This is a genomic window from Acidiphilium acidophilum, assembly GCF_033842475.1.
Taxonomy (GTDB): domain Bacteria; phylum Pseudomonadota; class Alphaproteobacteria; order Acetobacterales; family Acetobacteraceae; genus Acidiphilium; species Acidiphilium acidophilum.
The window spans coordinates 1-12,940 of sequence record NZ_JAWXYB010000016.1 but is presented as its reverse complement, the minus strand read 5'-3'; the positions used below and the strand labels follow the sequence as shown (position 1 = coordinate 12,940).

The 12,940-nt window shown below is 57.2% G+C and carries 18 protein-coding genes; 2 read left to right on the top strand and 16 right to left on the bottom strand.

The annotated features are described in order from the left end of the window. Nucleotides 1-45: 45 nt before the first annotated feature. The 6 genes from SIL87_RS02605 to SIL87_RS02580 all read right to left on the bottom strand — a co-directional run bounded on the left by SIL87_RS02605 (nt 46) and on the right by SIL87_RS02580 (nt 3,698). Entirely contained in the window at nt 46-615 is a 570-nt protein-coding gene (locus SIL87_RS02605; RefSeq protein ID WP_319612698.1) for a hypothetical protein, read from the bottom strand. A gap of 118 nt (nt 616-733) precedes the next feature. Continuing rightward, nucleotides 734-1,174 carry a DUF29 domain-containing protein gene (locus SIL87_RS02600; protein ID WP_319612697.1) on the bottom strand — a complete coding sequence of 147 codons (441 nt, stop codon included), beginning with the start codon at nt 1,172-1,174 and terminating at the stop codon, nt 734-736. Nucleotides 1,175-1,187: 13 nt separating this feature from the next. Then, nucleotides 1,188-1,583: a helix-turn-helix domain-containing protein gene (locus SIL87_RS02595; protein WP_319612696.1), complete on the bottom strand. Its 396-nt coding sequence runs from the start codon at nt 1,581-1,583 to the stop codon at nt 1,188-1,190. A 12-nt stretch (nt 1,584-1,595) separates the two neighbouring features. Then, nucleotides 1,596-2,162 carry a replication/maintenance protein RepL gene (locus SIL87_RS02590; protein ID WP_211477367.1) on the bottom strand — a complete coding sequence of 189 codons (567 nt, stop codon included), beginning with the start codon at nt 2,160-2,162 and terminating at the stop codon, nt 1,596-1,598. A gap of 593 nt (nt 2,163-2,755) precedes the next feature. Continuing rightward, a complete protein-coding gene (locus SIL87_RS02585) occupies nt 2,756-3,418 on the bottom strand; it encodes a hypothetical protein (RefSeq protein ID WP_319612695.1) in 663 nt (220 codons plus the stop codon). Next, a complete protein-coding gene (locus SIL87_RS02580; RefSeq protein WP_319612694.1) occupies nt 3,411-3,698 on the bottom strand; it encodes a hypothetical protein in 288 nt (95 codons plus the stop codon). The genes SIL87_RS02585 and SIL87_RS02580 overlap by 8 nt, the downstream gene beginning before the upstream one ends. A 144-nt stretch (nt 3,699-3,842) precedes the next feature. On the opposite strand from SIL87_RS02580, the gene mobQ (SIL87_RS02575) reads away from it, so the two are divergent. Continuing rightward, nucleotides 3,843-4,964 (top strand): MobQ family relaxase, encoded by a 1,122-nt coding sequence (gene mobQ / locus SIL87_RS02575; RefSeq protein WP_319612693.1) that lies wholly within the window; start codon nt 3,843-3,845, stop codon nt 4,962-4,964. Nucleotides 4,965-5,072: 108 nt separating this feature from the next. On the opposite strand, the gene SIL87_RS02570 is transcribed toward mobQ (SIL87_RS02575), so the two are convergent. The 8 genes from SIL87_RS02570 to SIL87_RS02535 all read right to left on the bottom strand — a co-directional run bounded on the left by SIL87_RS02570 (nt 5,073) and on the right by SIL87_RS02535 (nt 10,168). Next, the gene (locus tag SIL87_RS02570) at nt 5,073-5,618 is read right to left on the bottom strand and encodes a TlpA family protein disulfide reductase (protein ID WP_319612692.1); all 546 of its coding nucleotides are present in this window, start codon (nt 5,616-5,618) and stop codon (nt 5,073-5,075) included. Further along, complete coding sequence (locus SIL87_RS02565) at nt 5,615-6,322, bottom strand: SCO family protein (protein WP_319612691.1); 708 nt, start codon at nt 6,320-6,322, stop codon at nt 5,615-5,617. Before SIL87_RS02565 ends, SIL87_RS02570 begins: the two co-directional genes overlap by 4 nt. Before the next feature lie 193 nt (nt 6,323-6,515). Beyond that, on the bottom strand, nt 6,516-7,085 hold the full coding sequence (locus tag SIL87_RS02560) for a hypothetical protein (protein WP_319612698.1): 570 nt from the start codon (nt 7,083-7,085) through the stop codon (nt 6,516-6,518). 118 nt (nt 7,086-7,203) lie between these two features. Next, on the bottom strand, nt 7,204-7,644 hold the full coding sequence (locus tag SIL87_RS02555; protein WP_319612697.1) for a DUF29 domain-containing protein: 441 nt from the start codon (nt 7,642-7,644) through the stop codon (nt 7,204-7,206). Nucleotides 7,645-7,657: 13 nt separating this feature from the next. Then, the gene (locus SIL87_RS02550) at nt 7,658-8,053 is read right to left on the bottom strand and encodes a helix-turn-helix domain-containing protein (RefSeq protein WP_319612696.1); all 396 of its coding nucleotides are present in this window, start codon (nt 8,051-8,053) and stop codon (nt 7,658-7,660) included. 12 nt (nt 8,054-8,065) lie between these two features. Continuing rightward, complete coding sequence (locus SIL87_RS02545; RefSeq protein ID WP_211477367.1) at nt 8,066-8,632, bottom strand: replication/maintenance protein RepL; 567 nt, start codon at nt 8,630-8,632, stop codon at nt 8,066-8,068. Between the two features lie 593 nt (nt 8,633-9,225). Continuing rightward, nucleotides 9,226-9,888, bottom strand: coding sequence for a hypothetical protein (locus SIL87_RS02540; RefSeq protein WP_319612695.1), 663 nt, complete (start codon nt 9,886-9,888; stop codon nt 9,226-9,228). Beyond that, nucleotides 9,881-10,168, bottom strand: coding sequence for a hypothetical protein (locus tag SIL87_RS02535; RefSeq protein ID WP_319612694.1), 288 nt, complete (start codon nt 10,166-10,168; stop codon nt 9,881-9,883). The genes SIL87_RS02540 and SIL87_RS02535 overlap by 8 nt, the downstream gene beginning before the upstream one ends. A 144-nt stretch (nt 10,169-10,312) precedes the next feature. On the opposite strand from SIL87_RS02535, the gene mobQ (SIL87_RS02530) reads away from it, so the two are divergent. Then, nucleotides 10,313-11,434: a MobQ family relaxase gene (gene mobQ, locus SIL87_RS02530; protein WP_319612693.1), complete on the top strand. Its 1,122-nt coding sequence runs from the start codon at nt 10,313-10,315 to the stop codon at nt 11,432-11,434. 108 nt (nt 11,435-11,542) lie between these two features. Here mobQ (SIL87_RS02530) and SIL87_RS02525 read toward each other — a convergent pair whose 3' ends face one another. Together SIL87_RS02525 and SIL87_RS02520 are read right to left on the bottom strand one after the other, a co-directional pair. Further along, entirely contained in the window at nt 11,543-12,088 is a 546-nt protein-coding gene (locus tag SIL87_RS02525) for a TlpA family protein disulfide reductase (protein WP_319612692.1), read from the bottom strand. Next, a complete protein-coding gene (locus SIL87_RS02520) occupies nt 12,085-12,792 on the bottom strand; it encodes an SCO family protein (protein ID WP_319612691.1) in 708 nt (235 codons plus the stop codon). The genes SIL87_RS02525 and SIL87_RS02520 overlap by 4 nt, the downstream gene beginning before the upstream one ends. Nucleotides 12,793-12,940: the final 148 nt, after the last annotated feature.

The following is a 12,940-nucleotide window of genomic DNA, read 5'->3' as shown; positions in this document are numbered from 1 at the left end:
ATCCAGCCGTTCATCATACCGGGGTGCATCATCGGTTCAATCTTCTTATTTCATCATGCCACGCATCATCGCTGGCATGCCGTCTTTCGCAAAGCGGTCCAATTCTCGGGCATGAGCATAGATTACTTTTACCATTTCTGGATCGTCCGAGGTTTCGGTGACCTGAATCCCGGTTGGTAAGAGCTTATAAGATCGTTGGTATTTCGTGCTATTAGCGAACATGGCTGGGACACTGTTGCTCATCGGGTAGGGGAACGGTCGCCTCTCATCGAGGCGGTTATACATTTCGATCACATGCGCCTGGATAAGATGAGCGGTTGTCGGATTGTTCGAGACCGTGGTGTCAATAATGCCGTTTGGCATGTAGTCCGTGGCGCGCGTGATTTCGGCATGGCGCTCGAACAGTTTCATACCGAGCTTCATGGGTCCCATCATATTACCGCGGGACATCATCCCCTGCATGTCCATGTGGGGCATGTTTGACCCCATCATTCCGCCAGATGGGCCACTATCACTCGGCAGTTGTGCAGCAGCCTGTCTCGAGCCAAGGCCAAGGAGGGTGAGGAGGCCAGAACACAAACTGCCGAGGATAGCGGAGATGGTGCGACGTTTCATGATATTTTTATACTTCTCGATTGGTGAAAATAAAAAAAGCCTAAACCTTACCGTAGAGGTAAGGTAAAGAAGACATCAGAATCGAGAATTATGGAAAGCACTGACGCTACCCGTCCTTTTAGGCTTCCGGCCAGAAGTCTTCTGCTATCATTTGGTCGAATGACCAGGGGCAGGTCACCGGAAAAGTATTCTTGTCGATGCCGGTTTCGTTTTCAGCTTCCAGGCGTGCCACCCGGTAAGCTTCGGAAATTGAGCTATCCAAGACGGATTTGAGGCTGGGATTGTCGCGCAAGTGCGAGTCTAGGCTGATTCGCTGGACTTCGACGCTATTTTGCCAGCTTTTGCTGCGCTTTGGAGCTTGGAATTGCCACTTGATCAGATGGAGAAGCAAGATAGTCAGTCGGCTGACCAATTCGCGCTTCTCGGATTTACCCATGCTCTCGATCTCCTCGGCGATGTGTTCAATGTCGGCCTGCGTCAGTTTTCCTTCACGCAGAAGCCCGGCCTGTTCATTCGCCCAGGCGTAGAAATCGCGATCATAGAGGGTCGATGTGCTCATGGTGTCGATCCTATCACGAACGGGGCGGCTTTGGACGAAAAAATAGCCTGGCTAGCAGAGACGGCTGTAGTGCCGGCGCTGGCGGGCCAGCGAGCAGCCGGAGCGCCTGGCTCAAATCCTCGATGTGCCGATCCTTGGCGGAGAGCAGAGCCTCCTTGGCCTCGATCTGCGCTTTGAGCACCTGGATTTCGGCCTGAAAAGCCACATCATCCCCCCGGCCCATGGGTGGCCCAAGTGGCTCATTGGGGTGGCCCACCGGGCCACCCTTGGCTTCGCCAAAGGCACGAAGCATCTCTGCCGGATCAATCGTCCCATCAGGTAAAACACTAAGTTTTCCGCTGGATACGGCCCGCTGTAGGGTGGCTCTGGATATCCCCCAGGCTTGGGCGGCTCGCCGCTGGCTCAGCATGGCTCAAGTGGCTCAATCAGGTGGCCCATGTGGCTCTTTCACGCGGGCTGGTAGGTCAGGCTCTAATCCCATCAGCGGCGGCTGTGTGGGCGGGTCGAGGCCGGGACCAGTGGGTAGCTGGCGCTCGCCAGGATGCATGGTCGGGATACGCTCTAGGGATGGTTGTGCGCCAAGCTCGGACTGGTCTGGTTGTTCGGCATCCGAGACCAGCACTGCCGCCGAGAATAGGCTGTAGCGGATGCCATCCCGGCTACCGGACCAAGCTACGCGATCGTTGACGATGTAGGCGCAGGCGGTGCCTGTCGGGCCGATCTGGCGAACTTCGATCCAGTTGCCATCCCTCAAAACCCCTAAAGCTCTCTTTAGGGTGTTCAATCCACAGCCTGCCATCTTCGCCAATGTGGCTTGAGAAACCACCAGAGCGTTGTGCCTTCCCATTTGGGAGGTGATGAGCATCATCACGGCTGCTGCCCGAGAGTTTGAAACGGCGAGCTTGGACCAACGCTCCATAGCGGCGCGCTCGACTTGCACCCAAGTTCCGCCGGGCTCGGTGGTCAATCCGAGTTGCTTTTGCTTCATGGGCTACCCCTAGCCCAAAATTGGGCATTATCCATCCGAAAATGGACAGATTTTATCCATGTTGAATAGCGTAAGCGTGGATGAAATTCAACACTAAATAGACAAATTTCATCCAAACCTAGCCCATAGCTGGTGGGCTAGGGGTAGCCCATAGCTGGTGGGCTACCCCCCCCTATTAAGTAATTGATATACAATGATTTTTTTTCGACCCTTTCTATGATCTAGAGGAGCACCCCCGAAGGGGGCTGCCTGCCGTGCAGGTAGTCCACGGGGATGCGTAGCGGAGCGCCCCCTATGGGCGGCTGGCGACGCGAAGCCATCCCGGTGGACCCACCTGTGCGGACTGGCTGATCAGGCGGCCCTCAGGGCCGTGATTTGACGCGATGTCGTCTAGCCCAGACGCCGCTACGCGGCGGCCTACGGCGCTCCCGCTCTGCGCTCGCTCTGGGCCTCTAGGGCGGCGCTGGTGGCCAGGGAAGCATTGCTTAGGGGAAAAGGGGGAGGGGAGGGCGCAGGAGGCTCCTGGCGGCCTCCTAGGGCGCTTCTAGGAGGAAGGTTGACCCCAAGAGGGGTAGAGCAGCTATCTGCCGCCCCTAGTGCCCGGCAACGATGACATAGTGCGGTCCGAGCGGTTTGTGAGCATCGTACCACGTCATCGCATGAGCCCTGTTTGGGCCAAGCTGATCAGGGGAGACCTGGACGCAGAGCCGATTTTCCGGGCCGCACTCGCCCAGATGAATGTTGCCTCCCTTGGCCTTTAGAGCCGCTAGGTTGGCCTTGTCGGTCTGGATTTGGGCGCGCAGGGCGATCTCCTGGGTTCTGAGGCTGACCCTCTCATGTCGCTGCCATGCCAAGGAGAGGAAACTTCCGCCACCCACCAGGAGCACAGCCACGGCCAGAACCATAATGGCGCGGAAATTGAGCCAGAAGCTCGCTTTCCTGATAGCCTCTCCGGTTGCGGCAATGTTTTCGATGGCTTCCTTCAGACTGGTTTCATGGCTGGCGAGATTGGTCGCGGTAGTACTCAATTTTGTGCTTTCTGTACGAACAGCGGTCGCGATTGTCCGTCCTGCCTGCACAGCGGCAGTTTCGATGGCAGAGGCGAGATCTGTAGGGTTTGCTGCCTTAACTGCCTTGGCAAGCTCTGCCAGTTGGGCGGGTGTCGCTGCTTTGGTATCTATCTTCTGACTGATAGCGGCAACTTCGAGGCGAACAGCCTTGAGAGTTTCGACCAGTTCTATAACGGGGTCACTCATGCGCGGCCTCTACCGAGGCCGCTTGATGATTCTGGCTTGCTGCCACCTTCCTCAGATCATCGACGACGGGAGCGATATCGGTTTTGTCCACGTCGCGTGTCACTTTGGCGTCAATCTGCTTTAGCAGCCACGCGGCAATTTTTGCGTCCTTCGATGCTTCGGACAAAACGAGGGCACCAACGATAATCTTGTGACGAGTTTCTTTCTTCCGAGATTTCTCGCGTAACCGCGCAAGACGGGCCTCTGCATCGGCAATCTGCTGGTCGATAGTCTTTGCCATTTCATGTTTCCTCAATCAGAGATAGTGCCACTTTATCGATAGTCTGCAAACTGGACAATACACGAAGTGCGCGCTTATACATTGCTTCGCAATGTGCCCGGCAGGGGTTCCCCCTGCACCCCTTTAGTGCGTGTGAGGCTGTCTGTGGCAATTTATCATGCCAGCGTGAAAGTCGTTGGGCGTAGTGGTGGCCGGTCATCGGTTGCGGCATCGGCGTATCGTTCGGGCGAATGCCTGACGAACGAGCGCGACGGTAACACGCATGATTACACCAAAAAGCAAGGCGTGGTTCATCGGGAGATCATGGCTCCCGAGAACGCGCCTACCTGGATGCGTGATCGCTCGAAATTGTGGAACGGCGTCGAGGTGGCGGAAAAGCGGAAGGACGCGCAGCTATTCCGCGATGTTGAGCTCTCTCTTCCCCGCGAGCTTTCACGGGAAGAGCAAATCAACCTCGTGCGGAACTTCGTGAAAGAGCGATGCGTTGACTACGGGATGGTAGCCGACATCGCTGTTCACGAGCCGCGCGCCAGCGACGGCGAGAAGCAACCTCACGCCCACATCATGCTGACCATGCGCCGCATCGAGGGCGAGAGTTTTGGCAACAAGGCACGTGAGTGGAACCCTGATTTTGCCACCAAGGACGGGAAGGGTTTCGTGAAGGATAAAAGCCCGCTGGTGGATCTGCGAGAGGGCTGGGCAGCGCACACCAACCGGGCATTGGAGCGGGCGCATATCCCGGAGCGCGTTGATCATCGGAGCCTGACCGCTCAGCGCGAGGTCGCGCTTGAGATGTCGCAGGACCAGGCTCGGCCCGAGCCTGAACGCCTGCTAGCGGAGAGGCGTGCGCAGGACCTGGATCGCGAGCCGCAGCCGAAGTTGGGGGCGGCGGCCGCGATGGAACGGCGGGGCGTCCAGACCGACCGCGGCGACCAAATGCGGGCCGCGCAGGGCAGGAACGAGGAGCGGCAAGGGGTGTGGCAGCAGGTGCGGGAGTGGGGTGCTCAGGCGCTCGACAAGGCCCGTGATTGGGCTGTTGAGCTTCGGGAGAGGCTGGTCGGCGTCGATCTGTCTGGGTTGAGAACCGCCAATCTCAGCGCGGCCCTGGCTGGTGCAGACCTGTCGGGGTTGCGGCAGGCCAACCAAGCCGCAGAACGCGCCAAGCAGCCCACAATGGCGCGGAGACCTACAAAGGAGGCCGTTGTCTCGCGACAGCCTAGCCGCACACCGAGCAAAGGCCGAGACGGGCCAGAGATGGACATCTAGGCCAGAGATCAGGCCAAAAAAGATTAATCACATGCCCGGAATCAACCGTATCCGCATGCAGCTCGCCCGCCCTAATTGGGCACTGCCTTTCGTCAGTTATGATCTCGCTCATGATATCTTGTGTTTCAAAAATCTGATCACCGAAGGACTGTCCCAGGCCACGACGCCAGTCTTACGACCGATCTGGTTGCCATTCGGGTCGATCAGAAAACTTGTCGGCAGGCCTTCGAGGTTGAGGACCTGCATCGCGCTGCCGCTCGGGTCAAGAAAAATGCCGAGATGCTTGATTTTGATCTCCGTATAAAATTTCCTGACCGCTGCGAGTCCCTCGGTATCAATCGAAACCGGCACCACTTCGAAATGCGGACCACCAAGCTTTACTTGCAACTGATCCAAGGTGGGCATTTCCTTGCGGCAGGGGATGCACCAAGTCGCCCAGATGTTCAGCAGCACGAATTTGCCGAGGAAATCGGCGAGCGTGAGGGGGTGACCTGATGCGTCGGAGAAGTTGAAGGCCGGCAACGGCTTCGGCGTGGTGATATAGAGCGGCGGGGCGCTCTGGATGGCTGCTGCCCCGGATCGTGGCAGGCCAAGCGCCGCGCCGGAAGCTGCGAGGGTAAGAAAACCACGCCGTGAGGATGGCGACAGGGTCATTGGGAAATCGCCTTTTTCATGACCTGGACGAGTTGCGGCACTGTGATCGACACCGGGAACAGATTCTCGAACTTTCCGTTCGGTGCCATCAGATAGATGAAAGTCGAATGACTGATCAGGCTTTGACCAGAGGCTTCGTGGTCGGTCGTGTTGAAATAGGCATCGTATTCCTTGGCGACCTTGGCGATCTCCGGAACCTTGCCGGTAAGACCGATGATCGTGTCGCTGAATTTGGGTAGATATGTTCTCAATACTGCCGGCGTATCATGGGTTGGATCGACGGTGATAAAGACAGGAGCAACATGTTTGGCGAGCTTCCCGAGCGAGTTCATCATGATCGCCATTTTTTCGAGTGTCAGAGGGCACTCATCCGGGCAGCGCGTATAGCCGAAATAGACCAGCATCCAGCGCCCGTGAAAACTCGCTGGGGTCATCGTCCGGTTGAACTGGTTGGTCAGGGTGAACTGCCCGCCGATCGGCGCACCGGGCGGGATCGCGGAATCGGTGGTAGTCGTCAATTTGCCGTGGTGGTTCCAACCAAGTAAATGCGCCAGAGCATCAAGGGCATCGGGATCGATGATGACGAACGCCATCGCCACTCCAAGACCGACCACGCTGCCAAGCGCGATCCGCCGACCGATCTGATTACCTTTGAAGGTGGTCATCGTGCCGCCCCAGCCTTTGGTGATGGCCCGGCTGTGCACGGAAATACCTGCATCACCTCGTTAGACGTAAGCAGCGACATTAAATTATTTATGTTGTGGTGAACTGAATAGGTATTTTATCAAAGCTGCAATCGCTAAAATAATTATCAGCAGGATGGCTAGGCTGATTATGGCCATCCCACCCATCATCCAGCCGTTCATCATACCGGGGTGCATCATCGGTTCAATCTTCTTATTTCATCATGCCACGCATCATCGCTGGCATGCCGTCTTTCGCAAAGCGGTCCAATTCTCGGGCATGAGCATAGATTACTTTTACCATTTCTGGATCGTCCGAGGTTTCGGTGACCTGAATCCCGGTTGGTAAGAGCTTATAAGATCGTTGGTATTTCGTGCTATTAGCGAACATGGCTGGGACACTGTTGCTCATCGGGTAGGGGAACGGTCGCCTCTCATCGAGGCGGTTATACATTTCGATCACATGCGCCTGGATAAGATGAGCGGTTGTCGGATTGTTCGAGACCGTGGTGTCAATAATGCCGTTTGGCATGTAGTCCGTGGCGCGCGTGATTTCGGCATGGCGCTCGAACAGTTTCATACCGAGCTTCATGGGTCCCATCATATTACCGCGGGACATCATCCCCTGCATGTCCATGTGGGGCATGTTTGACCCCATCATTCCGCCAGATGGGCCACTATCACTCGGCAGTTGTGCAGCAGCCTGTCTCGAGCCAAGGCCAAGGAGGGTGAGGAGGCCAGAACACAAACTGCCGAGGATAGCGGAGATGGTGCGACGTTTCATGATATTTTTATACTTCTCGATTGGTGAAAATAAAAAAAGCCTAAACCTTACCGTAGAGGTAAGGTAAAGAAGACATCAGAATCGAGAATTATGGAAAGCACTGACGCTACCCGTCCTTTTAGGCTTCCGGCCAGAAGTCTTCTGCTATCATTTGGTCGAATGACCAGGGGCAGGTCACCGGAAAAGTATTCTTGTCGATGCCGGTTTCGTTTTCAGCTTCCAGGCGTGCCACCCGGTAAGCTTCGGAAATTGAGCTATCCAAGACGGATTTGAGGCTGGGATTGTCGCGCAAGTGCGAGTCTAGGCTGATTCGCTGGACTTCGACGCTATTTTGCCAGCTTTTGCTGCGCTTTGGAGCTTGGAATTGCCACTTGATCAGATGGAGAAGCAAGATAGTCAGTCGGCTGACCAATTCGCGCTTCTCGGATTTACCCATGCTCTCGATCTCCTCGGCGATGTGTTCAATGTCGGCCTGCGTCAGTTTTCCTTCACGCAGAAGCCCGGCCTGTTCATTCGCCCAGGCGTAGAAATCGCGATCATAGAGGGTCGATGTGCTCATGGTGTCGATCCTATCACGAACGGGGCGGCTTTGGACGAAAAAATAGCCTGGCTAGCAGAGACGGCTGTAGTGCCGGCGCTGGCGGGCCAGCGAGCAGCCGGAGCGCCTGGCTCAAATCCTCGATGTGCCGATCCTTGGCGGAGAGCAGAGCCTCCTTGGCCTCGATCTGCGCTTTGAGCACCTGGATTTCGGCCTGAAAAGCCACATCATCCCCCCGGCCCATGGGTGGCCCAAGTGGCTCATTGGGGTGGCCCACCGGGCCACCCTTGGCTTCGCCAAAGGCACGAAGCATCTCTGCCGGATCAATCGTCCCATCAGGTAAAACACTAAGTTTTCCGCTGGATACGGCCCGCTGTAGGGTGGCTCTGGATATCCCCCAGGCTTGGGCGGCTCGCCGCTGGCTCAGCATGGCTCAAGTGGCTCAATCAGGTGGCCCATGTGGCTCTTTCACGCGGGCTGGTAGGTCAGGCTCTAATCCCATCAGCGGCGGCTGTGTGGGCGGGTCGAGGCCGGGACCAGTGGGTAGCTGGCGCTCGCCAGGATGCATGGTCGGGATACGCTCTAGGGATGGTTGTGCGCCAAGCTCGGACTGGTCTGGTTGTTCGGCATCCGAGACCAGCACTGCCGCCGAGAATAGGCTGTAGCGGATGCCATCCCGGCTACCGGACCAAGCTACGCGATCGTTGACGATGTAGGCGCAGGCGGTGCCTGTCGGGCCGATCTGGCGAACTTCGATCCAGTTGCCATCCCTCAAAACCCCTAAAGCTCTCTTTAGGGTGTTCAATCCACAGCCTGCCATCTTCGCCAATGTGGCTTGAGAAACCACCAGAGCGTTGTGCCTTCCCATTTGGGAGGTGATGAGCATCATCACGGCTGCTGCCCGAGAGTTTGAAACGGCGAGCTTGGACCAACGCTCCATAGCGGCGCGCTCGACTTGCACCCAAGTTCCGCCGGGCTCGGTGGTCAATCCGAGTTGCTTTTGCTTCATGGGCTACCCCTAGCCCAAAATTGGGCATTATCCATCCGAAAATGGACAGATTTTATCCATGTTGAATAGCGTAAGCGTGGATGAAATTCAACACTAAATAGACAAATTTCATCCAAACCTAGCCCATAGCTGGTGGGCTAGGGGTAGCCCATAGCTGGTGGGCTACCCCCCCCTATTAAGTAATTGATATACAATGATTTTTTTTCGACCCTTTCTATGATCTAGAGGAGCACCCCCGAAGGGGGCTGCCTGCCGTGCAGGTAGTCCACGGGGATGCGTAGCGGAGCGCCCCCTATGGGCGGCTGGCGACGCGAAGCCATCCCGGTGGACCCACCTGTGCGGACTGGCTGATCAGGCGGCCCTCAGGGCCGTGATTTGACGCGATGTCGTCTAGCCCAGACGCCGCTACGCGGCGGCCTACGGCGCTCCCGCTCTGCGCTCGCTCTGGGCCTCTAGGGCGGCGCTGGTGGCCAGGGAAGCATTGCTTAGGGGAAAAGGGGGAGGGGAGGGCGCAGGAGGCTCCTGGCGGCCTCCTAGGGCGCTTCTAGGAGGAAGGTTGACCCCAAGAGGGGTAGAGCAGCTATCTGCCGCCCCTAGTGCCCGGCAACGATGACATAGTGCGGTCCGAGCGGTTTGTGAGCATCGTACCACGTCATCGCATGAGCCCTGTTTGGGCCAAGCTGATCAGGGGAGACCTGGACGCAGAGCCGATTTTCCGGGCCGCACTCGCCCAGATGAATGTTGCCTCCCTTGGCCTTTAGAGCCGCTAGGTTGGCCTTGTCGGTCTGGATTTGGGCGCGCAGGGCGATCTCCTGGGTTCTGAGGCTGACCCTCTCATGTCGCTGCCATGCCAAGGAGAGGAAACTTCCGCCACCCACCAGGAGCACAGCCACGGCCAGAACCATAATGGCGCGGAAATTGAGCCAGAAGCTCGCTTTCCTGATAGCCTCTCCGGTTGCGGCAATGTTTTCGATGGCTTCCTTCAGACTGGTTTCATGGCTGGCGAGATTGGTCGCGGTAGTACTCAATTTTGTGCTTTCTGTACGAACAGCGGTCGCGATTGTCCGTCCTGCCTGCACAGCGGCAGTTTCGATGGCAGAGGCGAGATCTGTAGGGTTTGCTGCCTTAACTGCCTTGGCAAGCTCTGCCAGTTGGGCGGGTGTCGCTGCTTTGGTATCTATCTTCTGACTGATAGCGGCAACTTCGAGGCGAACAGCCTTGAGAGTTTCGACCAGTTCTATAACGGGGTCACTCATGCGCGGCCTCTACCGAGGCCGCTTGATGATTCTGGCTTGCTGCCACCTTCCTCAGATCATCGACGACGGGAGCGATATCGGTTTTGTCCACGTCGCGTGTCACTTTGGCGTCAATCTGCTTTAGCAGCCACGCGGCAATTTTTGCGTCCTTCGATGCTTCGGACAAAACGAGGGCACCAACGATAATCTTGTGACGAGTTTCTTTCTTCCGAGATTTCTCGCGTAACCGCGCAAGACGGGCCTCTGCATCGGCAATCTGCTGGTCGATAGTCTTTGCCATTTCATGTTTCCTCAATCAGAGATAGTGCCACTTTATCGATAGTCTGCAAACTGGACAATACACGAAGTGCGCGCTTATACATTGCTTCGCAATGTGCCCGGCAGGGGTTCCCCCTGCACCCCTTTAGTGCGTGTGAGGCTGTCTGTGGCAATTTATCATGCCAGCGTGAAAGTCGTTGGGCGTAGTGGTGGCCGGTCATCGGTTGCGGCATCGGCGTATCGTTCGGGCGAATGCCTGACGAACGAGCGCGACGGTAACACGCATGATTACACCAAAAAGCAAGGCGTGGTTCATCGGGAGATCATGGCTCCCGAGAACGCGCCTACCTGGATGCGTGATCGCTCGAAATTGTGGAACGGCGTCGAGGTGGCGGAAAAGCGGAAGGACGCGCAGCTATTCCGCGATGTTGAGCTCTCTCTTCCCCGCGAGCTTTCACGGGAAGAGCAAATCAACCTCGTGCGGAACTTCGTGAAAGAGCGATGCGTTGACTACGGGATGGTAGCCGACATCGCTGTTCACGAGCCGCGCGCCAGCGACGGCGAGAAGCAACCTCACGCCCACATCATGCTGACCATGCGCCGCATCGAGGGCGAGAGTTTTGGCAACAAGGCACGTGAGTGGAACCCTGATTTTGCCACCAAGGACGGGAAGGGTTTCGTGAAGGATAAAAGCCCGCTGGTGGATCTGCGAGAGGGCTGGGCAGCGCACACCAACCGGGCATTGGAGCGGGCGCATATCCCGGAGCGCGTTGATCATCGGAGCCTGACCGCTCAGCGCGAGGTCGCGCTTGAGATGTCGCAGGACCAGGCTCGGCCCGAGCCTGAACGCCTGCTAGCGGAGAGGCGTGCGCAGGACCTGGATCGCGAGCCGCAGCCGAAGTTGGGGGCGGCGGCCGCGATGGAACGGCGGGGCGTCCAGACCGACCGCGGCGACCAAATGCGGGCCGCGCAGGGCAGGAACGAGGAGCGGCAAGGGGTGTGGCAGCAGGTGCGGGAGTGGGGTGCTCAGGCGCTCGACAAGGCCCGTGATTGGGCTGTTGAGCTTCGGGAGAGGCTGGTCGGCGTCGATCTGTCTGGGTTGAGAACCGCCAATCTCAGCGCGGCCCTGGCTGGTGCAGACCTGTCGGGGTTGCGGCAGGCCAACCAAGCCGCAGAACGCGCCAAGCAGCCCACAATGGCGCGGAGACCTACAAAGGAGGCCGTTGTCTCGCGACAGCCTAGCCGCACACCGAGCAAAGGCCGAGACGGGCCAGAGATGGACATCTAGGCCAGAGATCAGGCCAAAAAAGATTAATCACATGCCCGGAATCAACCGTATCCGCATGCAGCTCGCCCGCCCTAATTGGGCACTGCCTTTCGTCAGTTATGATCTCGCTCATGATATCTTGTGTTTCAAAAATCTGATCACCGAAGGACTGTCCCAGGCCACGACGCCAGTCTTACGACCGATCTGGTTGCCATTCGGGTCGATCAGAAAACTTGTCGGCAGGCCTTCGAGGTTGAGGACCTGCATCGCGCTGCCGCTCGGGTCAAGAAAAATGCCGAGATGCTTGATTTTGATCTCCGTATAAAATTTCCTGACCGCTGCGAGTCCCTCGGTATCAATCGAAACCGGCACCACTTCGAAATGCGGACCACCAAGCTTTACTTGCAACTGATCCAAGGTGGGCATTTCCTTGCGGCAGGGGATGCACCAAGTCGCCCAGATGTTCAGCAGCACGAATTTGCCGAGGAAATCGGCGAGCGTGAGGGGGTGACCTGATGCGTCGGAGAAGTTGAAGGCCGGCAACGGCTTCGGCGTGGTGATATAGAGCGGCGGGGCGCTCTGGATGGCTGCTGCCCCGGATCGTGGCAGGCCAAGCGCCGCGCCGGAAGCTGCGAGGGTAAGAAAACCACGCCGTGAGGATGGCGACAGGGTCATTGGGAAATCGCCTTTTTCATGACCTGGACGAGTTGCGGCACTGTGATCGACACCGGGAACAGATTCTCGAACTTTCCGTTCGGTGCCATCAGATAGATGAAAGTCGAATGACTGATCAGGCTTTGACCAGAGGCTTCGTGGTCGGTCGTGTTGAAATAGGCATCGTATTCCTTGGCGACCTTGGCGATCTCCGGAACCTTGCCGGTAAGACCGATGATCGTGTCGCTGAATTTGGGTAGATATGTTCTCAATACTGCCGGCGTATCATGGGTTGGATCGACGGTGATAAAGACAGGAGCAACATGTTTGGCGAGCTTCCCGAGCGAGTTCATCATGATCGCCATTTTTTCGAGTGTCAGAGGGCACTCATCCGGGCAGCGCGTATAGCCGAAATAGACCAGCATCCAGCGCCCGTGAAAACTCGCTGGGGTCATCGTCCGGTTGAACTGGTTGGTCAGGGTGAACTGCCCGCCGATCGGCGCACCGGGCGGGATCGCGGAATCGGTGGTAGTCGTCAATTTGCCGTGGTGGTTCCAACCAAGTAAATGCGCCAGAGCATCAAGGGCATCGGGATCGATGATGACGAACGCCATCGCCACTCCAAGACCGACCACGCTGCCAAGCGCGATCCGCCGACCGATCTGATTACCTTTGAAGGTGGTCATCGTGCCGCCCCAGCCTTTGGTGATGGCCCGGCTGTGCACGGAAATACCTGCATCACCTCGTTAGACGTAAGCAGCGACATTAAATTATTTATGTTGTGGTGAACTGAATAGGTATTTTATCAAAGCTGCAATCGCTAAAATAATTATCAGCAGGATGGCTAGGCTGATTATGGCCATCCCACCCATC

Excerpts from the sequence above, each read along its gene's own strand:
- SIL87_RS02605 (WP_319612698.1), bottom strand. The coding sequence starts at position 615 with ATGAAACGTCGCACCATCTCCGCTATCCTCGGCAGTTTGTGTTCTGGC.
- SIL87_RS02600 (WP_319612697.1), bottom strand. The coding sequence starts at position 1,174 with ATGAGCACATCGACCCTCTATGATCGCGATTTCTACGCCTGGGCGAAT.
- SIL87_RS02595 (WP_319612696.1), bottom strand. The coding sequence starts at position 1,583 with ATGCTGAGCCAGCGGCGAGCCGCCCAAGCCTGGGGGATATCCAGAGCC.
- SIL87_RS02590 (WP_211477367.1), bottom strand. The coding sequence starts at position 2,162 with ATGAAGCAAAAGCAACTCGGATTGACCACCGAGCCCGGCGGAACTTGG.
- SIL87_RS02585 (WP_319612695.1), bottom strand. The coding sequence starts at position 3,418 with ATGAGTGACCCCGTTATAGAACTGGTCGAAACTCTCAAGGCTGTTCGC.
- SIL87_RS02580 (WP_319612694.1), bottom strand. The coding sequence starts at position 3,698 with ATGGCAAAGACTATCGACCAGCAGATTGCCGATGCAGAGGCCCGTCTT.
- SIL87_RS02570 (WP_319612692.1), bottom strand. The coding sequence starts at position 5,618 with ATGACCCTGTCGCCATCCTCACGGCGTGGTTTTCTTACCCTCGCAGCT.
- SIL87_RS02560 (WP_319612698.1), bottom strand. The coding sequence starts at position 7,085 with ATGAAACGTCGCACCATCTCCGCTATCCTCGGCAGTTTGTGTTCTGGC.
- SIL87_RS02555 (WP_319612697.1), bottom strand. The coding sequence starts at position 7,644 with ATGAGCACATCGACCCTCTATGATCGCGATTTCTACGCCTGGGCGAAT.
- SIL87_RS02550 (WP_319612696.1), bottom strand. The coding sequence starts at position 8,053 with ATGCTGAGCCAGCGGCGAGCCGCCCAAGCCTGGGGGATATCCAGAGCC.
- SIL87_RS02545 (WP_211477367.1), bottom strand. The coding sequence starts at position 8,632 with ATGAAGCAAAAGCAACTCGGATTGACCACCGAGCCCGGCGGAACTTGG.
- SIL87_RS02540 (WP_319612695.1), bottom strand. The coding sequence starts at position 9,888 with ATGAGTGACCCCGTTATAGAACTGGTCGAAACTCTCAAGGCTGTTCGC.
- SIL87_RS02535 (WP_319612694.1), bottom strand. The coding sequence starts at position 10,168 with ATGGCAAAGACTATCGACCAGCAGATTGCCGATGCAGAGGCCCGTCTT.
- SIL87_RS02525 (WP_319612692.1), bottom strand. The coding sequence starts at position 12,088 with ATGACCCTGTCGCCATCCTCACGGCGTGGTTTTCTTACCCTCGCAGCT.